This window comes from Paraburkholderia sp. GAS199, from assembly GCF_050436585.1.
Classification (GTDB): domain Bacteria; phylum Pseudomonadota; class Gammaproteobacteria; order Burkholderiales; family Burkholderiaceae; genus Paraburkholderia.
In genome coordinates, this window is record NZ_JBNDMM010000008.1 from 318500 (window position 1) to 341733 (window position 23234).

Annotated in this window: 20 protein-coding genes; 4 read left to right on the plus strand and 16 right to left on the minus strand. The window is 63.3% G+C overall.

The window, feature by feature from the left end; translation table 11 throughout:
- Position 1: 1 nt before the first annotated feature.
- Positions 2-748, minus strand: a complete 747-nt coding sequence (locus P3T18_RS28325) for a GntR family transcriptional regulator (protein WP_429303265.1) — start codon at positions 746-748, stop codon at positions 2-4.
- 212 nt (positions 749-960) lie between these two features.
- On the opposite strand from P3T18_RS28325, the gene P3T18_RS28330 reads away from it, so the two are divergent.
- Complete coding sequence (locus P3T18_RS28330) at positions 961-1806, plus strand: aldo/keto reductase (RefSeq protein ID WP_429303266.1); 846 nt, start codon at positions 961-963, stop codon at positions 1804-1806.
- 141 nt (positions 1807-1947) lie between these two features.
- On the opposite strand, the gene P3T18_RS28335 is transcribed toward P3T18_RS28330, so the two are convergent.
- The 11 genes from P3T18_RS28335 to P3T18_RS28385 all read right to left on the minus strand — a co-directional run bounded on the left by P3T18_RS28335 (position 1948) and on the right by P3T18_RS28385 (position 15151).
- Positions 1948-2421, minus strand: a complete 474-nt coding sequence (locus P3T18_RS28335) for a hypothetical protein (protein WP_429303267.1) — start codon at positions 2419-2421, stop codon at positions 1948-1950.
- Between the two features lie 256 nt (positions 2422-2677).
- A complete protein-coding gene (locus P3T18_RS28340; RefSeq protein ID WP_429303268.1) occupies positions 2678-3574 on the minus strand; it encodes a hypothetical protein in 897 nt (298 codons plus the stop codon).
- Positions 3575-4008: 434 nt separating this feature from the next.
- Positions 4009-6216, minus strand: coding sequence for an ABC transporter ATP-binding protein (locus tag P3T18_RS28345; protein WP_429303269.1), 2208 nt, complete (start codon positions 6214-6216; stop codon positions 4009-4011).
- Complete coding sequence (locus P3T18_RS28350) at positions 6213-7118, minus strand: ABC transporter permease (RefSeq protein ID WP_429303270.1); 906 nt, start codon at positions 7116-7118, stop codon at positions 6213-6215. The genes P3T18_RS28345 and P3T18_RS28350 overlap by 4 nt, the downstream gene beginning before the upstream one ends.
- Positions 7115-8125, minus strand: a complete 1011-nt coding sequence (locus P3T18_RS28355; protein ID WP_429303271.1) for an ABC transporter permease — start codon at positions 8123-8125, stop codon at positions 7115-7117. The genes P3T18_RS28350 and P3T18_RS28355 overlap by 4 nt, the downstream gene beginning before the upstream one ends.
- A gap of 45 nt (positions 8126-8170) precedes the next feature.
- Positions 8171-9841, minus strand: coding sequence for an ABC transporter substrate-binding protein (locus P3T18_RS28360; protein ID WP_429303272.1), 1671 nt, complete (start codon positions 9839-9841; stop codon positions 8171-8173).
- A gap of 346 nt (positions 9842-10187) precedes the next feature.
- On the minus strand, positions 10188-10727 hold the full coding sequence (locus P3T18_RS28365) for a cupin domain-containing protein (RefSeq protein ID WP_429303273.1): 540 nt from the start codon (positions 10725-10727) through the stop codon (positions 10188-10190).
- Between the two features lie 167 nt (positions 10728-10894).
- A complete protein-coding gene (gene fusA / locus P3T18_RS28370) occupies positions 10895-13000 on the minus strand; it encodes an elongation factor G (protein ID WP_429303274.1) in 2106 nt (701 codons plus the stop codon).
- Positions 13001-13312: 312 nt separating this feature from the next.
- The gene (locus P3T18_RS28375; RefSeq protein ID WP_429303275.1) at positions 13313-13819 is read right to left on the minus strand and encodes a DUF192 domain-containing protein; all 507 of its coding nucleotides are present in this window, start codon (positions 13817-13819) and stop codon (positions 13313-13315) included.
- A 145-nt stretch (positions 13820-13964) separates the two neighbouring features.
- On the minus strand, positions 13965-14159 hold the full coding sequence (locus P3T18_RS28380) for a hypothetical protein (RefSeq protein ID WP_408206563.1): 195 nt from the start codon (positions 14157-14159) through the stop codon (positions 13965-13967).
- 422 nt (positions 14160-14581) lie between these two features.
- Positions 14582-15151, minus strand: a complete 570-nt coding sequence (locus P3T18_RS28385; protein WP_429303276.1) for a pseudouridine synthase — start codon at positions 15149-15151, stop codon at positions 14582-14584.
- Between the two features lie 313 nt (positions 15152-15464).
- On the opposite strand from P3T18_RS28385, the gene icd reads away from it, so the two are divergent.
- Positions 15465-16730 (plus strand): NADP-dependent isocitrate dehydrogenase, encoded by a 1266-nt coding sequence (gene icd / locus P3T18_RS28390; RefSeq protein WP_429303277.1) that lies wholly within the window; start codon positions 15465-15467, stop codon positions 16728-16730.
- Between the two features lie 197 nt (positions 16731-16927).
- On the opposite strand, the gene P3T18_RS28395 is transcribed toward icd, so the two are convergent.
- Positions 16928-17134, minus strand: coding sequence for a cold-shock protein (locus P3T18_RS28395; RefSeq protein WP_007180614.1), 207 nt, complete (start codon positions 17132-17134; stop codon positions 16928-16930).
- A gap of 554 nt (positions 17135-17688) precedes the next feature.
- On the opposite strand from P3T18_RS28395, the gene clpS reads away from it, so the two are divergent.
- Positions 17689-18003, plus strand: coding sequence for an ATP-dependent Clp protease adapter ClpS (clpS, locus tag P3T18_RS28400; RefSeq protein WP_074765375.1), 315 nt, complete (start codon positions 17689-17691; stop codon positions 18001-18003).
- Positions 18000-20297, plus strand: a complete 2298-nt coding sequence (clpA, locus tag P3T18_RS28405) for an ATP-dependent Clp protease ATP-binding subunit ClpA (protein WP_007180615.1) — start codon at positions 18000-18002, stop codon at positions 20295-20297. Before clpS ends, clpA begins: the two co-directional genes overlap by 4 nt.
- Positions 20298-20370: 73 nt before the next feature.
- On the opposite strand, the gene dut is transcribed toward clpA, so the two are convergent.
- The 3 genes from dut to coaBC form a co-directional block, all read right to left on the minus strand.
- Positions 20371-20817: a dUTP diphosphatase gene (gene dut, locus P3T18_RS28410; RefSeq protein ID WP_429303278.1), complete on the minus strand. Its 447-nt coding sequence runs from the start codon at positions 20815-20817 to the stop codon at positions 20371-20373.
- Positions 20818-20846: 29 nt separating this feature from the next.
- Positions 20847-21866, minus strand: a complete 1020-nt coding sequence (locus tag P3T18_RS28415) for an LLM class flavin-dependent oxidoreductase (protein WP_429303279.1) — start codon at positions 21864-21866, stop codon at positions 20847-20849.
- An 84-nt stretch (positions 21867-21950) separates the two neighbouring features.
- Positions 21951-23165, minus strand: a complete 1215-nt coding sequence (gene coaBC / locus P3T18_RS28420; protein WP_429303280.1) for a bifunctional phosphopantothenoylcysteine decarboxylase/phosphopantothenate--cysteine ligase CoaBC — start codon at positions 23163-23165, stop codon at positions 21951-21953.
- Positions 23166-23234 lie beyond the last annotated feature (69 nt).

The window sequence follows — 23234 nt, forward strand, 5'->3', positions numbered from 1 at the left end:
GCTACTTCCTCAACTCGGCGACGAAATCGTAGTAGTCGTTGCGGCAATACGTGTCGGTCAATTCGATCGCGCGCTGGTCGGCGGTGTAGCCCACGCGCGTGATCAGCAGCAGCGCCTCGTTGGGCGCGATGCTCATCTGCTGCGCGATTTCCTCGCTCGCGTTCACCGCGCGGAAATGCTGCAAGGCGCGCACGATCGACAGGCCGCGATTCTCCAGATACGTGTACAGCGAGTCGCCGATTGCCTGCGGATCGGGAATCATCGCCGCGGGAAACGTCGAGTTCTCGACAGCCATCACGATGCCGTCCGCGAGGCGCAAGCGTCGCAAGCGGGTCACGGCGGCGGCCGGCGAGAGACCGAGTTGAATGACTTCGTCTCGATTGGCCGGCGAGATTTCACGCGACAGCCATTTCGAACTCGGCGTGAAACCGCGGCGCCGCAGCATTTCGCTGAAGCTCGACAGGCGCGAAAGCGGATCTTCGTAGCGCGGCGTGATGAAACTGCCCGCGCCCTGCGTGCGCCGGATCAAGCCCTGTTCCACCAGCAAAGCGATGGCCTTGCGCGATGTGATCCGCGACACGCCCAGCGCTTCGGAGAGAACGCGTTCGGAGGGCAACGCCTCGCCCGCGTTCCAGCGGTTTTCGTGAATCGCATTGCCGAGCTTGCGCGCGAGTTGCAGGTAGAGCGGCGTGTCGTTATCCGGGTCCGGGCGCAGATCGCGCCAGCGGTCTTCCGAGGCAGAGGTCATGGGGCTCACGCAAGAAGGGCAAGCGGCAATTCTAAGACATCGGCGCGCTCCGTTATAGCGGGCTTTTGCCTGGTGGCCGATCCGATGGCCGCGCAGCCGCTAAACTCGTTCTTAATTCGACCTTTTCTTGTCCCCAGATTTCGTTTCGATGCGACGTGAATGAACCGGCATCGATCGTGCTGGCGACCCATCATCCACTTCGAGGAGAAAGCATGACGACCGATATCGCCACCGTGTCCTTGCCGAACGGCGAACGCATTCCGAAGCTGGGGCAGGGCACGTGGGAAATGGGCGAGCATCCCTCGCGGCGCGCCGCCGAAATTGCCGCGTTGCGTTGCGGCGTGGAACTCGGCATGACGCTGATCGACACGGCCGAAATGTACGGCGACGGCGCGACCGAGACCTTGCTCGGCGAAGCGCTCGCGGGCTTGCGCGAGCAGGTTTTTCTGGTCAGCAAGGTGTATCCGCATAACGCCAGCCGGCGTGGCGTGATCGCTGCCTGCGAGCAGAGCCTGAAGCGCCTGAAGACCGACCGCCTCGATCTGTATCTGCTGCACTGGCGTGGTTCGGTGCCGCTCGAAGAAACGGTCGGCGCCTTCGAGGCTCTGCGCGACGCGGGCAAGATCCGTCACTGGGGCGTCAGCAACTTCGACACCGACGATATGGAAGAACTGGTCGCGGCGCCCGGCGGCGAAGCCTGCGCGACCAACCAGATCCTCTACAACGTGGCGCGTCGCGGTCCTGAATTCGATCTGCTGCCGTGGCTGGCGGCGCGCGGCATGCCGACCATGGCCTACAGCCCGATCGATCACGCCCGTTTGCCGAAGCGCTCGCCGCTCGACGATATGGCGAGCGCGCGCGGTGTCTCCGTATTCCAGATCGCACTCGCATGGGTACTGCGGCAGCCCGGCGTGTTCGCGATTCCGAAGTCGGGCCGCGTCGAGCATGTGCGCGACAACCATCGCGCGTCGCAACTGGAACTCGACGCGGATGAACTGGCCGCGATCGACGCGTATTTCAAGCCGCCGCGCAGCAAGCGGCCGCTCGAAATGCTGTGAGCGCGGCGGCGCCGAATCGCACTGCGCGTCGAGTCGAGCTTTGCCGCGAGGTGACGTGACGTGACGTGAAGAAGGTGGCGCGCATGGTGTGGCGCCTGGCATGACGTCAATCCATGCGCGCCTCACTGCACGCCGGCCGGCTTAGCTGCAGCTGTGGTGCATGTGCACGGAGCCCAGCACTGCGACTTCGGCGGGCGTGTGCTTCAGCGAAACTTCGTTGACCTGAGCCGCGTCGGCCACGAATTCGTCGACGATCGACGATACCTGCACGTTGCGCAGACACAGCGAGACGCGCTGGGTTTCGTTGGCCGGCAGCGACGCGCGCTGGCCGAGGAACAGCACGCCGTACTGATAACCGTGGATGATGCCGCGAATCGCGCCGACGCACTGGCCTTGCGCGACGTTGTCGCTCTTCTGCTTGCAGGTCTGGGCGAGCGAATACGCGGAGAAGGTGGGATCGACCGGCGGCGCGGCCTGCGACATGATTTGAGGCTGGGCCGACGCGGCAGCCGGAGCAGGCGTTTGCGCCTGGGCGAGCGATGCGAGGGAGAGCGCGGCGACCATCAGCAGGCTGGTGGCGGCGCGCGCCGCCTGACGGGGGACATTTCGTTGCATGTTGTGGGCCCTCATATCGAACGTTGAATTGATATGAGGCGCACGTGGCGTTTTGGTTCCAGCTTCGCGTGATGCGAGGAGCGCCGGCCGGGACAGCGCGCGCGGCGTCGAAGGTGAACCGGCCTCGGGCGGTGACGCTCGACCGGGGGATCGAGACATCACCGCCGATGCCGGCGGGTGACGGGCCGTCAGTGAAACCCGGTCGGCCGGAGCCGGGCAGGGCGCGGGGGCCCCCTGTCCGAAAAGCGGGCGGCTGCTAGTGCCCGTTTCCTCCGCCGTTACCGTTGCCACCACCGCCACCCTTGCCTCCGTGACCGCCGCCGAAGCCTCCGCCAAAGCCGCCGCCGAAGCCGCCACCGAAGCCGCCGCCAAACCCACCACCAAAGCCACCGCCTTTACCGCCGCCAGGGCCGCCTCCCTTTCCACCACCGGGACCGCCGCTGGAACCACCACATCCGCAGCCTGCGCCGCTGCTGCTGCCACCACTGCTGCTACCACCACTGCTGCTGCCACCACCGCTGCTGCCACCACCGCTGCTGCTGCCACCACTGCTGCTACCGCCACTGCTGCTACCGCCGCTGCTGCTACCGCCACTGCTGCTACCGCCGCTGCTGCTACCACCGCTGCTGCTACCGCCGCTACTGCTACCACCGCTACTGCTGCCTCCTCCGCTGCTACCACCGCCGCTATTCCCCTTGCCTCCAGCGCCCGCGCCCGCTCCGGAGCCGTTGCCGCCGGCCGATCCCGCCGATCCCGCTGCGCCCGCGCCGCCGCCGCTGTTGCCCGCGCCGCTATTGCCCGAACTCGCTGCACCGTTGCTGCCGCTGCCGCCGCGGTGGCCGCATGCAATGTCGCCGATACCGCTGCACGCATGCGGCGCAAAGACCGAGGCGGCGTCGTCGGCGGCGGTCGTCTCGCCGGCTGCGGTGCCCGTCGACGATCCACCCGCCGCCGAGCCTTCTTCCTGAGCAAGCTGCATCGAAGCGTGCGGCGCGCTGGCGGGCAGCGCGGCGTCGGCGAGCACCATCCATCGAGGGATGACGTCGGTCGAAGCGCTGTACGCCAGCTCGGTCGTCAGCAACGCGACACCTGCCACGATGACGGCAAACCGCAAAGTCCCGAAGCAGTGCTTATCAAATTTTCTGGTCCTCATTGCATCTCTCCCGGAGGGACGCCGGCGCCTCGCCGCTACCGTCTCTCACGACGTTTCGTCGGCGGCGGGCCCGTCTGCGCGCGGGCCTCGTCGCCCCCCGAGTTTTATCTTGCGCATGCGTGTGCAAAAGCACCGCTATCGCTGTCGTTCCGGCTCGCCGGCCGGTGCGCTGACCGGCGCAGACTTCGCGCCTCAGCGAATCCATTCCGACGCGCGGGCATCGCGCGCAACGCCGTCGAGAGCGTCGCGCGTCTGCCGCGCTTCGGTCCGATGGCTCCGGAATGTCTGAACACTACTTAGCGATAAGCATGCCACTGGGCGCAAAGCCTTATGGCGACGGGGACGCAATCGGCATGTGCGACGCGCAGTGCGAAAAAACGCGCAAAAACGTTTCGGCGGTGAAACGCGCGGCGCATTGACCGCGCGTTTAGCCGTTACTCGTCGCGTGCGGCGTTGGCCGATGCGTTGCCGGTGCCGCCGTGAGCACTGCTGGAAGAAGCGCGGGAAGAAGCGTCAGGCGCGCCGGTGCGACGCGTGCCCGCCTGCAGCACGCGCAATTCGTCGACGGGGATATGGCAGCGGATACGATGCATCGCGCGAGGACCGTCCTCGGGTTTTGCGGCGTCGAGGAAGGGCGGGTCCTGCTGCTCGCAGATAGCGCCCAGCTTGCGCGGACAGCGCGTATGAAACACGCAGCCGGATGGCGGCGACGCAGCGCTCGGCAGGTCGCCGGACAAGCGGATGCGTGCCGTGCCGTGTTGCGATGCCTGCGGATCGAGCGTCGGCACCGAGGACAGCAACGCTTCCGTATAAGGATGATGCGGTCCTTCGAACACGGCGGCAGCCGGACCGGTTTCCAGCAGCCTGCCGAGATACAGCACCGCGATCCGGTCCGACAGATAGCGCACCACATGCAGATCGTGCGAGATGAACACGTAGCTCACGCCACGTTCACGTTGCAGATCGGCAAGCAGGTTGAGGATCGCGGCCTGCACGGAAACGTCGAGCGCCGAAGTGGGCTCGTCGCAAACCACCACGCGCGGCTCGCCGGCAAACGCGCGCGCGATCGCCACACGTTGCTTGAGGCCGCCCGACAACTGTCGCGTGCGCGAACCGAGATAACGCTCCGGCAAACGCACGGCAGCGCTCAGCGTGGCGAGCCGTTGGTCGATTGCCGCGCCGCGCAGCGGCGTGAGGCGGGACAGCGCGCGGCCGATCAGCCGTTTGACGGAATGCGCGCGGTTGAGCGCCGAATCCGGATTCTGGAACACGATCTGCAGTGACTTCACCTGGTCGTCGTTGCGACGCGTGACGCGCGCGGCGAGCGGTTTGCCGTCGAGTTCGAGCACGCTGCCTGCGTCGGGTGTGAGCAGGCCGAGCATCAGCTTCGCGAGCGTGGTCTTGCCGCTGCCCGATTCGCCGACCAGCCCGAGCGTCTCGCCGCTGGCCAGATCGATCGAGACGTTGTCGACTGCGCGAAGCGGCGCGCCGGACACGTGGAAAGTCTTCGACAGATTCGACGCGCGCAGCACCGGTTCCACGGAGCGGCCGTGGTGTGCGTCGGCGGCGAGTTCGGGCGGCGTGTGTGGGTTCGCACGCGGCAATTCGATGGCGCGTTCGTGATAGTGACAGCGCGACATCTGATCGCCATGCGCGGCGCTCACACGATGCGGCGGCGGCGCGTCGCGACGGCAACGGTCGTCGGCGAGACGGCAACGTTCCGCGTAGATGCAGCCCTGCGTCACCGAACCGGGCGAGGGCAGACTGCCCGCGATCGTGTCGAGCCGTTCGGTGTCCTTGCTGCGTCCGGTGGTCGGCAGGCAGCGCAGCAGTCCCACGGTGTACGGGTGACGCGGCCGCGCGAACACGTCCTGAGTCGCGCCTTCTTCGACGAGCTTGCCGGCATACAGCACGCCGACCCGTTCGCACATGCGTCCGATCACGGCAAGGTTGTGGCTGATGAACAGCACGGCGGTGCCGAGTTCTTCGCGCAACTGCGCGACCAGATCGAGCACTTCGGCTTCGACGGTGGCGTCGAGCCCGGTCGTCGGCTCGTCGAGAATCAGCAGGGCGGGATTCGACGCGAGCGCCATGGCGATCACGACGCGCTGCTGCATGCCGCCCGAGAGCTGGTGCGGGTAGCTGTCCATCACGCGCTCGGGCGCGGCGATTCGCACGCGTTCCAGCATCTCGCGTGTGCGTCGCAACGCTTCGTCGTGCGACGCACCGGCGGCTTCGAATGCCTCGCTCACTTGCCGCGCGATCGTCAGCGACGGATTCAGCGCGCGGCCAGGGTCCTGATAAACCATCGAGATGGTGTTGGCCCGCATCTCGCGCAAGGCATCGGCGTCGAGCTTCTGCACGTCTTCGCCGGCAATCAGAATCTTGCCCGCCTTGACCTTGCCGTTGCGCGGCAGATAGCGCAGTGCAGCCATCGCGACCGTCGATTTGCCGCAACCCGATTCGCCGACGAGTCCATACGCCTCGCCGCGCCGGATGCGCAGCGACACGTCCTGCAGCACTTCGCGGTCGCGTCCGCGTATCCGGTACGTGACCGTGAGGCCGACGAGCGTGAGCGCGTCCGTGCGGTCGCTCTTCGAGACGTCGAAGGCGGGGAACGAGGAGAGCGGTGCGCCGGTCATCGGTCGAGCGCGCCCTGAACGCTGTCGGCAATCAGATTCACGCCGACCACGAGCGACGCAATCGCGCCTGCCGCGAACACGACGGTCCACCATGCGCCGCCTGCCATCAACGTGTACGACTCGGAGAGCGCGAGTCCCCAGTCGGCCGACGGCGGCTGGATACCGAAGCCGAGGAAGGACAACGTGGCGACCGCGAAGATCGCGTAGCCGAGGCGCACGGTCGCCTCGACGATGATCGGCGGCAGCACGTTCGGCAGGATTTCCGCGAACATGATGTACGGCGCGCGTTCGCCGCGCAGTTGCGCAGCGGCCACGTAGTCGAGATGGCGCTCGGCGAAAACCGCGGCGCGTACGGTGCGGGCGGTAATCGGCGTAAAGGTGATACCGATCACGAGAATCACCGTGAGGTTCGATGCGCCGACGGCGGCCAGCGCGAGCAGTGCGACGATCACGAGCGGCAGCGCCAGCACGGCGTCGATCGCGCGGCCGACCACGTTGTCCACCCAGCCCTCGAAATAACCGACGATCAGACCGAGCGCCGTGCCCGCCACGGTGCCGAGCAGGGTGGCAAGCGGTGCAATGGTGAGAATATCGCGCGCGCCGACGATCACGCGCGAAAACACGTCGCGTCCGAGTTGGTCGGTGCCGAACCAGTGGGTCGCGTCCGGCGGCGTCAGCGAATTGAGCGGGTCGGACGCGTAGGGATCGAGTCGCACGAACCAGGGTCCGGCAATGGCGCAGACGATCCACCACAGCACGATCAGCGCGCCTACTACGAAAGTGGGCGAGCGCAGCAGCACGCGCAGCTGCTCGAACCGCGGTTCGGCGGGCGAGGGCGAGGAAGGCGGCGACGCGGAAGGCGACGAAGAAGCGGGCGAGGTCGGTGGAACGATGCTGCTCATTCGGCGCTCCTGACTCGCAGACGCGGATTGAGCAGAACGTGCAGCGCGTCGGCGACGAGATTGGCCGCCGTGTAGACCACGCCGATGGTCAGCACACCGGCTTCGAGCATGGGAAAGTCTTTGGCTTTGGCCGCGTTGTAAATCAGCGAGCCGATGCCCTGATAGTGGAACAGCGTCTCGACGACCACGAGGCCGCCGATCATGTAGCCGAGCTGGGTGGCCGCGACCGTGATGGTCGGCAGCAAGGCGTTGCGCAGCACGTGACGGAAGATCACGACGCGGCGCGGCAAGCCCTTGAGAATGGCGGTGCGCGTGTAGTCGGCGTCGAGCGCTTCGACCGTGCCGGCCCGCGCCATTCGCGCGATGTAGCCGAAGAACACCAGCACGAGCGGCAGCACGGGCAGAACCAGATGCTGCAACTGTTCGAGCACGCCCGCGTCGGGCGGATACGACGCTTCGATCGGCAGCCAGCGCAGCCACACGCCGAACACCAGAATCAGCACGATCGACGAAACGAATTCGGGCACCACGGTCGCCGACAAACCGGCAATGCTGATGGTGCGATCGAGCCAGCGTCCCGCATGCATGGCCGACCACACGCCGCCCGCGATGCCGAGCGGCACGACCACGATGAACGCCAGCAGACCGAGTTTCGCGGAATGCGCGAGCGCGTCGGCAATGAACGGCCCGACCGGTTCGCGGTAGGCATACGAGAGCCCCATGTCGCCGCGTACGAAGTGCGTGATCCAGTCGACGTATTGCGTCATCAGCGGACGGTCCGCGCCGAGTTGATGATTGAGCGCCGCCACCGCACGCGCGTCGGCTAGCGGCCCGAGCACGGCGCGGCCGATATCGCCCGGCAGCAACTGGCCGCCCGCGAACACGATGACCGAAAGCAGCCATAACGTGACCAGCGAGAGGCCGACGCGCGTTGCCAGAAAACGCACGACGCGTCCCGCGTTGCCGCGCGGCACGGTGGGTGTCGATGGGGTTACCGTGGTGGACATGGCAAGCTCCTCCCAAAGAAGCGCCGTGCGCTCATGCGCTGCGTGTCAGGCACTCAGAACCGCGCGATCGAAATAGAGCTGCGCGAGCGCCGTGAAGCGCACGCCGTTCACACCCTTGCGCATGGCGATCAGCTGATCGTAGAAGAACGGAATGATGACCGGCGTTTCGTCGAGCAACAGCGTCTGGATCTGTCCGGAGATTTTCTTCTGTGTGCCGAGATCGACGGCGGCCACGAATTGCGCCACCAGTTGATCGTATTGCGGGTTCTTGAAGTGCGCGGCGTTCCACGTGCCGCTGCTGGTGAGCGGCGCATTCAGGAACACGTTCGGCACACCGCGATGACCGTAGTCGGTAATGCCGAGCGGCGAATCGAGCCAGTCCGATTTACCCGGCGTGCCGGCGCCGTAATAGAGCGACTGGCTTTCCACTTTCAGATTGATCCGCACGCCGATCGCCTTCGCCGCGTTCTGCACGACCACGGCGAGGTCGGGAATCTCCATGTACTTCTCGGTGGTGAGCGTCACGTCGAAACCGTTCGGCACGCCGGCTTGTGCGAGCAACTGCTTTGCCTTGGCGACGTCGATCCGGCGTTGCGCCACACCGGCATCGGAGGACGGAAACACCGGCGCGAACGGGCTGTCGTTGCCGAGTTGCGCACGGCCTTTGAACAGGCCGCGCACCAGCACGTCGCGATCGAGCGACAAGGCCAGCGCCTGGCGCACGCGTTTGTCCTTGAACAGCGGGTTGTCGTTGCGCATGTGAATCTGCCGATGCGCGCTCGACTTCACGCCGACTGCCTTGTAGTCCGGATTGTTCAGGATGCTGGCGCCGCCCTGCACGGTGAAGGTGCCCATGACATCCGCCTGGCGGCCTTGCAGCGCGAGCAGTTGTGCCTGCTCGTCGGCGTAGAACGAAAACTGTACGCGTTGCGGTAACGCTTTCTCGCCCCAGTAGTCGGGATTGCGCACGAACGACGCGCCGACCTTCGCCTGATACTTTTCGAGCTTGAAGGGACCGGTGCCGATGAAGCTCTTTTCATAGCCGCCCGCGTAGTTCGCGGGCAGGATCACGCCGTTGTAATTGTCCGAGGAAACGTAGTACGGGAAGTTGCCGTTCGGTGCGTCGAGATGGAACGCCACCGTGTGATCGTCCACGACTTTCGCGCCGCCTTTCGAAAGCACGCCCTTGAGGACCGAGAGTGCCGCCGAGCCGCTGGCCGGGTCGGCGAGACGGTCGAAGGTGGCGACCACGTCTTTGGCGGTGAAGAGCTGGCCGTCGTGGAACTTGACGTTCGGACGCAGCTTGAAGGTCCACACGTCGCCTTTGTCGTTCGGCTTCCAGGACAAGGCGAGGGCGGGTTTCAGCACGAGCTTGTCGCCGTCGTCGTCGATCAGGAATTCGCCGGTCTGGTTGAGCAGCGCGAGACTCGCCGCGTCGGTCACGGTGAGCGGATCGACAGCGCCCGCGGGTGTCAGATGCGCGACGCGGATGGTTTGTCCGGCGCCCGCTGCCGCTGCCTGTGCATTCGCCCTGGGCGCGTTCAGCACCCCGCCGCCCACCAGCGACAGACCGATCACGCTTGCGTAGCGCAGCAGTTCGCGGCGCGAGATACGGCCGGCGAAGAATTCGTCGATGGCGTGATTGCCGTAGGTGTCGGCAGTGAGGCGAGCCGTGTCGAGTGCGAGGTCGGAGATGCGGTCCGCGGGAGTCTTCATCGATGGAATGTCCAGTCCGTTCTGCTGTCGGGTTCTGAAGGGCCGCGCCGGATTCGCGCGACGAGGCGATCTGTTTCTTTTCGGGGCAATGCGGCTGATCTGATGCGGCTTGCCTGAAGCGGCTTCAGTTTAAGCGATGCTCGCTCATTCGGCGCGCCTCGCGCAACGCCGGCTTCACGTTTGGCGGATAAAGCGGCCGGCGTGTGTCGTCGTGACAACGCCGGCGCAGGCGTAGCGCGCATTTGCCGGCCGCCTGCCGGCTGTCTGTGCGCCGCAATGACATCTTTACCGACGCTGCACCGGAGACTCGTTGCATTTACCGCGTCGCCGGCCGGGCGGCGCGCCTTCAGTGATCGTGCGGATGCTTGTGGATCGGATCGACCCAGAACACGGTTTCGGGTTGCTCGACCGCGTCGATGTTCAGGTTCACCACGACGGCTTCGTTGTCGCTGCGTACCAGCACGCATTCGAGCGGGTCGTCGGTGCTCGCGTTGATCTCCTGGTGCGGCACGTAGGGCGGCACGAAAATGAAGTCGCCGGGACCGGCCTCGGCCGTGAATTCCAGATGCTCGCCCCAGCGCATGCGCGCCTGTCCGCGCACCACGTAGATCACGCTTTCGAGCGCGCCATGATGATGCGCGCCGGTCTTCGCATTCGGATGAATCGTCACGGTGCCGGCCCAGATTTTCTGGGCGCCGACGCGCGCCGCGTTGATCGCCGCCGCGCGATTCATGCCCGGCGTCTGGGCCGTGTTGCTGTCCAGCTGATCGCCCTTGATGACCTTGACGCCGTTCTCGCGCCAGTCGACCGGCGCGGCGGCCTTGTCGTCGCGGTGTTCGTCCCGCTGTTCGTCCCTGTAATGCGGATGTTCGTGATCGTGGCTCATGACCTGTCTCCTCGCTGGCGCCGGACTGTGTGGCTGTTATGCATTCTTGCACGTTCGCGCAGCGGCGTGTGGCGAGCGGTCGTCCCGCGATGCGCAAGCGGCGAGGGCATAAAAAAAGCCCGTCCAGAGGACGGGCTTCGATGCTGCGCCTGCGATGAACGGGACGCTTACTTCTGCTTCGCGTTGATCACGGCTTCCGCCACGTTGTTCGGCGTTTCGGCGTAGTGCTTGAACTCCATCGTGTAGGTTGCGCGGCCTTGCGTGGCCGAGCGCAGCGACGTCGAGTAGCCGAACATTTCCGCGAGCGGCACTTCGGCGCGCACCAGCTTGCCGCCACCGCCGGCGATGTCTTCCATGCCTTGCACCATCCCACGGCGGCTGGAGAGATCGCCCATTACGTTGCCCATGAAGTCTTCAGGCGTTTCCACTTCCACGGCCATCATCGGTTCGAGCAGGACCGGCTTCGCCTTGCGCATCGCTTCCTTGAAGGCCATCGAACCGGCCATGCGGAACGCGTTTTCGTTCGAGTCGACATCGTGGTACGAACCGAAGGTGAGCGTCACCTTCACGTCGACCACCGGATAGCCGGCCAGCACACCGGCCTTGAGCGTTTCCTGAATGCCTTTGTCGACCGCCGGGATGTATTCGCGTGGAATCACGCCGCCCTTGATGGCGTCGACGAATTCATAACCCTTGCCTTGCGCTGCCGGTTCGAGCGTGACCACCGCGTGACCGTACTGGCCGCGGCCGCCCGACTGCTTGACGAACTTGCCTTCGACGTCCTCGACCTTGTTGCGCACGGTTTCGCGATATGCCACCTGCGGCTTGCCGACCGTGGCTTCCACGCCGAATTCGCGCTTCATGCGGTCGACCAGAATTTCCAGGTGCAGCTCGCCCATCCCGGAGATGATGGTCTGGCCGGATTCTTCATCGGTCTGCACGCGGAACGACGGGTCTTCCTGCGCGAGGCGATTGAGCGCGATGCCCATCTTTTCCTGGTCGACCTTGGTCTTCGGCTCGACGGCCTGCGAGATCACCGGTTCCGGGAAAATCATGCGCTCCAGGATGATGACGTTGTTCGGATCGCACAATGTATCGCCCGTGGTCGCTTCTTTCAGGCCGACTGCCGCGGCGATGTCGCCTGCGTAGACTTCCTTGATTTCCTTGCGCTCGTTGGCGTGCATCTGCAGGATCCGGCCGAGACGCTCTTTCTTCTCTTTCACCGCGTTGTAGACGGTGTCGCCGGAATTCACCACGCCCGAATAGACGCGGAAGAAAATCAGCTGGCCGACGAACGGGTCGGTCATGATCTTGAAGGCGAGTGCCGAGAACGGATCGGTGTCGCTCGGATGACGCTCGATTTCCTTGTCGTGCTCGTCGTGACCGGTAATGGCCGGCACGTCGATCGGCGAGGGCAGATAGTCGATCACGGCGTCGAGCATGGCCTGCACGCCCTTGTTCTTGAACGCGCTGCCGCACAGCATCGGCACGATCTCGTTGGCGATGCAACGCGTGCGAATGCCGTACTTGATTTCCTCTTCGCTCAGCGTGTCGCCGCCGAGGTATTTGTCGAGCAGTTCTTCGTTGGCTTCAGCGGCCGCCTCGACCATCTTGTCGTGCCATTCCTTCGCGGTATCCGCGAGTTCGGCCGGGATGTCGCGGTATTCGAACTTGATGCCCTGGTTCTCCTCGTCCCAGTAGATCGCCTTCATCTTGACCAGATCGACCACGCCCTGGAAATGATCTTCGGCGCCGATCGGAATCTGGATCGGCACGGCATTGCCCTTCAGGCGGTCGCCGATCTGACGCTGCACGCGGAAAAAGTCCGCGCCCACGCGGTCCATCTTGTTGACGAACGCAATGCGCGGCACCTTGTACTTGTTCGCCTGACGCCACACGGTTTCCGATTGCGGCTGCACGCCGCCGACCGAGTCGTACACCATGCACGCGCCGTCGAGCACGCGCATCGAACGCTCCACTTCGATCGTGAAGTCGACGTGTCCCGGTGTGTCGATGATGTTAATGCGATGTTCGGGATAGTTGCCGGCCATGCCCTTCCAGAAGGCGGTGGTGGCCGCCGACGTGATGGTGATGCCGCGCTCCTGCTCCTGTTCCATCCAGTCCATCGTTGCCGCACCGTCGTGAACCTCGCCGATCTTGTGGGTCACGCCTGTGTAGAACAGGATGCGTTCGGTGGTGGTGGTTTTGCCGGCGTCGATGTGAGCGCTGATGCCGATATTCCGGTAGCGCTCGATGGGAGTCTTGCGGGGCACGTGAACCTCCTTGGAATGGCGCGCCTGAAACGCTTGCCGGGCGGCAGTCTGTGCTGCCCGGGGAGCCTGGGTGCTGCGGTGCTACGAATACTAGGATAGCGCGTCGGCCCGTCTTTTGCAGGAATCTCGCCACCGCCCTGAGCGCTGAACGTCCGCGACGGCCGGCAGGCAAGGCGGCGGCTGACGACGGCTGCGCGCGTGGCTCCGATATGGGGGCGCGCGTCCAATAAAAAAGCCGGCGCCCTGCGAAAAGGCGCCGGCTTACCGGGAAACGGCGATATCAGGTGATATCTGAATGTCGAGGCGGCCGGCTTATTGCGCGGCCGGCAGGCCCTGAATCTTCATGCCCGGCTTGATGCCCTTCGACGTGAACCAGCCTTTGCTCATTTCCAGCGCATACACGCCGTTGTTTCGCGGGCAATGATTGTTGGTGGTCTCGGCCTGCATTTCGTCGATGTCCGTGACCGTGCCGTCGGCGCGCATGAATGCGATCGACAGCGGTATCAACGTGTTCTTCATCCAGAAGCAATGCACGGCGTTCTCGTTGAAGACGAACAGCATGCCTTCGTTCGGCGCGAGATTCGTGCGATACATCAAACCTTGCTCGCGATCCGCATCGTTCGCGGCGACGGCGGCGTCGATCACGAACATGCCCGCGGTGAGCTTCGCGCGCGGAAATTCGCTGGGCTGTTTCGCGCCGGCCGGCATCTGCTGCGCGTGAGCGGGAGCAGCGGTCGTGGCGACGAACGACAGAGCGGCGAGCGGCAGTGCAACGGCAACAGCGAAACGCGCAATCAACGAGCGCATGGGAAATCGCACGGCATGACTCCTTGCTGGAAATTAACCCGCGAATGTTACGCGAGCACGTCAAAAACAAAAAGGCAGATCGCCTTTCGGTGATCTGCCTTTCAACGCCGTAAGAACGGCAATGAAGCTAGTTCTTGACTGCGTTTTTACAACAAACTTACTCCGAAGCTGCCGATGCAGCTGCAGCAGCTGCTGCCTTCTTGTGCGACTTCTTGTGAGCCTTCTTCGTGGTCTTCTTTGCCGACGAAGCAGCTGCTGCCGGAGCTGCCGAAGCTGCCACCGGTGCCGAAGCTTGTGCGAATGCTGCCGTTGCGAAGAGGCCAGCGACCAGAGCGGCGATCAGTTTGTTCATTTTGTGAATCCTCAGCTTTAGTTAATTAACCAAATGACCCGGTTATATGTAGAGTCATGTCGGTAAACGTGCCATCCACCTTTCGGTTGACAGCCGCATCGAACAAATTTTTCGACGCGTCTGCTTAGCGCTCAGACTGCCTGCGTCTACCGCAAGAACGGCTCGTGCAAAGGCTCTTAAGGCTGAATGCCGGACAGCTTTGGGCGGCATCTGCGTCGAATAACGCGTGAGCTTGCAGAGCGGTTGACGCGAATTTCGTGGAAAATTTATTCGTCGTTACGACGATGTGTTGACGATATCGCGAGGCTTATCTCATGCCTTGTGTTTCACGAATTTTTAACTCGTGTTTCACGTCGCAATTCATTTGCGGATACAACGGCTTAGCGATTTATTCGGGCATTTCCAGACGCGCATTGCACGCGTTATACGATGCCGTCCCACGGAGCATTCGAAGGCAGATCGCGACTCTCGCCGGGCAGAAGACCGAGCGAAAAAATATCGAGTGCACCGACGCCAACACGCACCAGACGCAGCGTCGGAAAACCGACTGCCGCCGTCATGCGACGCACCTGACGATTTTTTCCCTCGGTGATCGAGAGTTCGATCCAGCTGGTCGGAATCGCGGCGCGATGACGGATCGGTGGCGTGCGCGTCCACAAGGCATCGCCGGGCTCGACGAAGTCGGCGCGGCAGGGACGCGTGACGTAATCGCCGAGATCGACGCCGCGCGCGAGCTTCTTCAACGTGGCTTCGTCGACCGCGCCTTCCACTTGCGCCCAATATCGTTTGACGAGTTTGTGACGCGGCTCGGCAATGCGTGCCTGGAGCGCGCCGTCGTCGGTGAGCAGCAGCAGACCTTCGCTATCGGAGTCGAGCCGGCCCGCCGGATAGACGCCCGGCACCTTGACCCAGTCGGCCAGCGAGGCGCGTGTCTCGTGCGGAGAAAACTGGCAGATGGTGCCGAACGGTTTGTTCAGGGCGAGAAGACGCATGGCGAGAATCGGTGAAAAGCGTGGTGACAGCCGCGCGGCGCGCGCTGCGCCAGCGAATGAAGAGTGGCGCGATGATAATGCATAACGCGACGCTGACCGTTCTTTGTCTTATATAAGACATAAGAGTTGGACTTTAGATAAGCTTTTTTGCAATGTTGGAAAACCCCGAGCCGCCGGTGCCTCGTGGCTGCATCTGCGTGGGCTAGAATGGGCGACCAGCCGCTCGCAGACGTCCGGCATTGCGCGTAGCGAGGAGCGTCAGTTTTCGCAGTCTCCCATCAGCTTTCAGCACAGCCTTCACTGGAGTCCGACCATGCCGTATCAGCACATCAAGGTTCCGACCGGCGGTGACAAGATCACCGTCAATCCGGATTTCACACTCAACGTCTCCGACCAGCCCATCATTCCGTATATCGAAGGCGACGGCACGGGCGTCGACATCACGCCGGTGATGTTGAAGGTGGTGGATGCGGCGGTCGAAAAAGCGTACGCGGGCAAGAAGAAGATTCACTGGATGGAAATCTACGCGGGCGAGAAGTCGACCAAGGTGTACGGCCCGGACGTCTGGCTGCCGGAAGAAACGCTGCAGGTGCTCAAGGAATTCGTGGTGTCCATCAAAGGACCGCTCACCACGCCGGTGGGCGGCGGCATCCGTTCGCTGAACGTCGCGCTGCGCCAGGAACTCGACCTTTATGTGTGTCTGCGGCCGGTACAGTATTTCAAGGGCGTGCCGTCACCGGTGCGCGAGCCGGAAAAAACCAATATGGTGATCTTCCGCGAGAACTCCGAAGACATCTATGCGGGCATCGAATGGCCCGCTGAATCCGAGCAGGCGAAGAAAGTCATCCGGTTCCTGCAGGAAGAGATGGGCGTAAAGAAGATCCGCTTTCCTGACACGTCGGGCATCGGCATCAAGCCGGTCTCGCGTGAAGGCACCGAGCGGCTCGTGCGCAAGGCGATCCAGTACGCGATCGACAACGACCGCCGCTCGGTCACGCTGGTGCACAAGGGCAACATCATGAAGTTCACGGAAGGTGCGTTCCGTGATTACGGTTATGGTCTTGCGCAGAAGGAGTTCGCCGCGGAACTGATCGACGGCGGCCCGTGGATGAAGATCAAGAATCCTAAAACCGGTGGCGACATCGTCCTGAAGGACGTGATTGCCGACGCGTTCCTTCAGCAGATCCTGCTGCGTCCGGCCGAATACGACGTGATCGCCACGCTGAATCTGAACGGCGACTACGTGTCGGACGCGCTGGCGGCGCAGGTTGGCGGAATCGGCATTGCACCGGGCGCGAATCTGTCGGATTCGGTCGCGATGTTCGAAGCGACGCACGGCACCGCGCCGAAATATGCGGGCAAAGACTACGTGAATCCGGGGTCCGAAATTCTGTCGGCGGAAATGATGCTGCGCCATCTCGGCTGGACCGAGGCGGCCGATCTGATCATCAAGGCCATGGAAACCTCGATTCTGCAGAAGCGCGTCACGTACGACTTCGCGCGCCTGATGGAAGGCGCGACGCAAGTCTCCTGCTCGGGCTTCGGTCAGGTGCTGATCGAAAATATGCAGGAAGCCTGATTTGCGATTTCGCGGCTAGTAGTGGCTCGCAGTAGCTCGCAGTGAAAAACCCGGCGTCGCGAGACGGCCGGGTTTTTTTTCGCGCAATTCCGTCCGCAAGACGGATCCGCGTTCCGGAACCCGAAGAAATTAGAGGGAACGCCCGAAAAAAAACCCGGCGCGAAGCCGGGTTTTCAAGGATCGGGTAACGAACCGTATCAGGCAGGTGCCTGGATGTTCGATGCCTGCTTGCCTTTCGGGCCTTGCACGACCTCGAAAGTGACCTTCTGACCTTCCTTGAGGGTCTTGAACCCATTCATCTGGATGGCCGAGAAGTGTGCAAACAGATCCTCGCCGCCTTCGTCAGGCGTGATGAATCCGAAACCCTTTGCGTCATTGAACCATTTGACCGTACCAGTTGCCATTCCAACTTCCCCTGTAACTCATGTCACTACCACGAGCCCTCGAAAAGCTCGACGACCGCGCGATGCAGCCGCTCCCTCCTCACAAGCTCACCATCGGCATTTTTTCGAATTATGGCTCAGTGAAAAAAGTGCCAGCTTGATTGTTGAGGCTCTTAATTCGAGTGTCAAGAAAATTTTGAGACGCCGTTGTCGCGTTGCAAACAGGGCGTTCCAGGGTTTTTACGGCTTTTGTCAGTTATGTGCGGTTGCGCAAGCGGGCCGTCTTGAAAAGTCGCATAATCGACTCACATGCTGTTCTGCGGGTCGCACGGCGGGCAGCCAGCGCGCCGAACGCCTGCCAGCCAGTCCCGGCAGGTTGTGCGATACTCGATCCGACTGCGGCGCAACACGGCCGCGAGGCATCACAGGATAGGGGGCCGGCTCCGCAATCGGCTCGTCGAATGACGCAATGTTTCGGGGTAATTACCCATGGAACGGCTGCGAACGGGCTAACCGGCCGGATGGCCGGGTTTTGACAGGATTGCGGGCCTGTCCTAGATGTTTAGAATGGGTGTATGGCAATTATTCCGGACAAGCAGGACGGCACCGTACTGGAGCGGCAGGAGAAGAAGCTCAAGCCGCCGGCCATGTACAAGGTGGTGCTGTTGAATGACGACTTCACGCCGATGGAATTCGTCGTGATGATCGTGCAGGAATACTTCAATAAAGATCGTGAAACCGCAACACAGGTAATGTTGAAGGTGCATCGCGAGGGCAGGGGAGTTTGTGGGGTCTATACGCGGGACATCGCGTCGACCAAAGTCGAGCAAGTCGTTACCCACGCACGGCAGGCCGGGCATCCGCTGCAGTGTGTGATGGAGGAAGCATGATTGCCCAGGAACTGGAAGTCAGCCTGCACATGGCGTTCATGGAAGCACGCCAGGCGCGGCACGAGTTCATAACGGTCGAACATCTTTTGCTGGCACTGTTGGACAATCCAACGGCCGCGGAGGTGTTGCGTGCATGCGCGGCCAATATCGAGGATCTGCGCCAGAACCTGCGCAACTTCATTCATGACAACACGCCGACCGTGCCTGGCACGGACGACGTGGACACGCAGCCCACGCTGGGTTTCCAGCGCGTGATCCAGCGTGCCATCATGCATGTTCAGTCCACCTCGAATGGCAAGAAGGAAGTGACCGGCGCGAACGTGCTGGTCGCCATCTTCGGCGAGAAGGATTCGCACGCGGTGTACTACCTGCAACAGCAGGGCGTGACGCGTCTGGACGTGGTCAACTTCATCTCGCACGGCATCGCGAAGACGAGCAGCACGGACGCCGCGAAAGCGAGCGACGCGAATGCCGAGTCCGACGAAGCCGCCGCGCAGAAGGAAACGCCGCTCGCCCAGTTCACGCAGAACCTGAACCAGATGGCGAAAGACGGCCGCATCGATCCGCTGATCGGGCGCGAGTCGGAAGTCGAGCGCGTCGTGCAGGTGCTGTGCCGCCGCCGCAAGAACAATCCGCTACTGGTCGGTGAGGCCGGTGTGGGTAAGACCGCGATCGCCGAAGGCCTCGCGTGGCGAATTACGCGCGGCGAAGTGCCGGACATTCTGGCGGACGCGCAGGTGTATTCGCTCGACATGGGCGCGCTGCTGGCCGGCACGAAGTATCGCGGCGATTTCGAACAACGCCTGAAGACGGTCCTCAAGGAATTGAAGGAACGTCCGCACGCCATCCTGTTCATCGACGAAATTCACACGCTGATCGGCGCGGGCGCCGCATCGGGCGGTACGCTGGACGCATCGAATCTGCTGAAGCCGGCGTTGTCGTCGGGCACGCTCAAGTGCATCGGCGCGACCACGTTCACGGAATATCGCGGCATCTTCGAAAAAGACGCGGCCTTGTCGCGTCGTTTCCAGAAGGTCGACGTGACCGAGCCGACCGTCGAGCAGACGGTGGCGATCCTGCGTGGCCTGAAGTCGCGTTTCGAAGAGCACCACGGCGTGAAATATTCGTCGGGCGCGCTGTCGGCTGCGGCTGAACTGTCGGCACGCTTCATCACGGATCGTCATCTGCCGGACAAGGCGATCGACGTGATCGACGAGGCTGGCGCGGCGCAACGCATCCTGCCGAAGTCGAAGCAGAAGAAGACCATCGGCAAGAACGAGATCGAAGAAATCATCTCGAAGATCGCTCGTGTCCCGCCGCAAAGCGTGTCGCAAGACGACCGCAGCAAGCTGCAAACGCTGGATCGCGATCTGAAGAGCGTGGTGTTCGGGCAAGACCCGGCTATCGACGCCCTTTCGGCTGCGATCAAGATGGCGCGTGCGGGCCTCGGCAAGCTGGACAAGCCGATCGGCGCGTTCCTGTTCTCCGGCCCCACGGGCGTCGGCAAGACGGAAGTGGCGAAGCAGCTGGCGTTCACGCTGGGCATCGAGCTGATCCGCTTCGACATGTCGGAATACATGGAACGTCACGCGGTCAGCCGTCTGATCGGCGCGCCGCCGGGCTATGTCGGGTTCGATCAGGGTGGTCTGCTGACCGAAGCCGTCACGAAGAAGCCGCACTGCGTGCTGCTGCTGGACGAAATCGAGAAGGCGCATCCGGACATCTACAACGTGCTGCTGCAGGTCATGGACCACGGCACGCTGACGGACAACAACGGACGCAAGGCGGATTTCCGTAACGTCATCATCATCATGACGACGAATGCGGGCGCCGAGGCAATGGGCAAGTCGGTGATCGGCTTCACGAATCGTCGGGAAACCGGCGACGAAATGGTCGACATCAAGCGCATGTTCACGCCTGAGTTCCGTAACCGTCTGGATGCAACGATCAGCTTCCGTGCGCTGGATGAAGAAATCATCATGCGCGTGGTCGACAAGTTCCTCATGCAACTGGAAGATCAGCTGCACGAGAAGAAGGTCGATGCGCTCTTCACCGACGCGCTGCGCAAGCACCTCGCCAAGCACGGTTTCGATCCGCTGATGGGCGCGCGGCCGATGCAACGTCTGATCCAGGACACGATCCGTCGTGCGCTGGCCGACGAGTTGCTGTTCGGCAAGCTGATGAACGGCGGCCGCGTGACGGTCGACGTGGATGCCGAAGACAAGGTGCAGTTGACCTTCGACGAGCATCCGGCACCGCGCAATCCGAATCCGGAAGCGGTGGAAGTCGAGTAAAACCTCGGTTTTCGGCTCACAAAAAAACGGCGCGGGTTTCGAACCCGCGCCGTTTTTCTTTTTGGCGAAGCGTTTAGTGCTTGCCGGTGCTGCCGAAGCCGCCCGCGCCGCGCTCGCTCTGCGCGAAATCGTCGACGATATTGAATTCGGCCTGCACCACCGGCACGATCACCAGTTGCGCGAGGCGCTCCATCGGATTCAGCACGAACGTGGTTTCGCCACGGTTCCACGTCGAGATCATCAGTTGCCCCTGGTAATCCGAGTCGATCAGTCCCACCAGATTGCCCAGCACGATGCCGTGCTTGTGGCCCAGACCCGAACGCGGCAGGATCAGCGCCGCGTAACCCGGATCGCCTACGTGAATCGCGAGGCCTGTCGGCACCAGCGCGGTTTCGCCGGGTTTGAGCGTCAGCGGTTCGTCGAGGCAGGCGCGCAGGTCGAGTCCCGCGCTGCCGGTGGTTGCGTAGGCCGGGAGCTGGTCGCGCATCCGCGCATCGAGAATCTTCAGGTCGAGTTTCATGCAGGTCGCAAAGTTGAAAGAAGGTTGAATCAGGGATGGGACGCCGGGCGTGCGAGTTCGAACGCGTCGGCGAGAAGTTCGTAAGAGCGTAGGCGCGCGCGGTAGCTGCCCGACACGGTGAGCACGATCAGTTCGTCGGCCTGAAACTGTTCCTGCAGCGCATGCAACCGTTCGGTGACGACTTCCGGCGTGCCGATGATGCTGCGCGGCCGCTCGCGGTCGATCACCAGCCGCTCGCGCTCGCCGTATTCCTGCGCGATGCCTTGCGCAATCGTCGGAATCGGCTCGTTCAGACCGTAGGCCATCTGCACGCGGCGCAGGTCGACGGCTTTGGCGAGATCGGCGGCTTCCTGTTCGGTATCGGCGCAGATCACGAAGACCGCGGCGGCCAGATACGGTTGCTGGGCTTCGTTGTCGGCTTTGAAACGGTCGCGATAGGCGAGTGCGACCTGATGGCCGAAATGCGCGTTGATGAAATGCGCGAACGCGAAGCGGATGCCGAGTTGCGCCGCGAGCAAACCACCGAATTCACTCGAACCCAGCATCCACAATTGCGGCCGCGTCGCGACTTGCGGCTGCAGAAGCACGCCGTGCGCGAGATGGTCGGCGGGCAAGGTGCCGTGCATCAATCCGATCAGATCGGCCACTTGCTGCGGAAAAATGTCGCCGCGATTGTAGGCGCCGCCCGCCACCGCTTGCGCGGTATGCATGTCGCCGCCGGGCGCGCGGCCTACGCCGAGATCGATGCGGTTCGGGAAGAGCGCCTCGAGCATCATGAACTGCTCGGCTACCTTGAACGGGCTGTAGTACGGCAGCATGACGCCGCCGGAGCCGAGGCGGATGCGTTTCGTCACGCTGCCGAGTCGCGCCAGCATCACTTCCGGGCAGGGATTCGACACGCCGCGCAGGCCGTGATGTTCGGCGCACCAGTAGCGCGTGTAGCCGAGGTCGTCGGCGAGTTGCGCCAGTTCGACGGTGGCGGCGATTGCGTCCGCCACCGAGTGCCCGTCGATCACGGGCGTTTGATCGAGCACGGAAAGTAGCGTCATGTCAGTACGGCTCCAGAAGATCCGCTCGTGCGGGCGTCCGGCGATCCGGCTTCGTGGCGCGGACCGGAGGACGCGCGTACGGCGTCAGCGGATCAGGCTTGTGTCGGGCAGACGCTTCGCGATCTCGGCAATCAACGCGCGCGCGAGCGTCTGCTTGTCGGCGCGCGGCAGCTTTGTCGCCCCGTTTGCTTCGAACAGGATGACTTCGTTGTCGTCCATGCCGAAAGTCAGCGGGCCGAGATTGCCGATCAGCAAAGGCACGTTCTTGCGGATGCGCTTTTCCTCGCCATGCACTTCGAGGTCGCCGCTCTCGGCCGCAAAGCCCACCGCGAACGGCGGATGCGGCAGCTTCGCCACCGAGGCCAGAATGTCCGGATTCTCGACGAAGCTGAACGTCGGCATTGCGCGGTCGGCGGTCTTCTTGATCTTGTGCTCGCTCACGTGATCGACGCGCCAGTCCGCCACCGCCGCGACGCCGATGAAGATGTCGGCGTCGGTGACCGAGCGCATCACTGCATCATGCATTTGCTGGGCGGTTTGCACGTCTTCGCGGAACACGCCCCACGGCGTTTCCAGCGACACCGGACCGGCGACCAGATGCACGTCTGCGCCGGCCTGCTGCGCCGCGCGCGCGAGCGCGAAACCCATCTTGCCGCTGGAACGGTTGGTGATGCCGCGCACCGGGTCCAGCGGTTCGAACGTCGGACCGGCGGTCAGCAGCACGCGCCGACCGGCGAGAATCTTCGGTGAGAAAAACGAGGCGATGGCTTCGTAGGTGGCGGCTGCCTCGAGCATGCGTCCGTCGCCGATTTCGCCACACGCTTGCGGGCCCGAGTCGGGGCCGAGCACCTCGACGCCGTCCGCGCGCAATTGCGCGACGTTGCGTTGCGTGGCCGGGTTTTGCCACATCTGACGGTTCATGGCCGGCACGACGAGCAGCGGGCAATCGCGCGCGACGCAGAGCGTGGCGAGCAGGTCGTCGGCCATGCCGTGCGCGAGTCTGGCGAGGAAATCGGTGGAGGCGGGCGCGATCACGATCGCGTCGGCTTCACGCGAGAGATCGATGTGCGCCATGTTGTTCGGCACACGCCCGTCCCACTGGCTCGTGTAGACCGGACGGCCCGAGAGCGCCTGCATGGTGACGGGAGTGATGAACTGGGTGGCCGCTTCGGTCATCACAACCTGCACGGTTGCGCCCGCTTTGGTCAGCAGACGCGTGAGTTCGGCGATCTTGTAGCAGGCGATCCCGCCTGTCATGCCGAGGACGAGGTGTTTTCCTGCGAGTTCTGCGGTAGCCAACGAAAGCCTCCGACAAAGCGTGGTGGTGAGCGGCGGCACTGTACCGCGCTACCGCTCACTTTCAAAGCG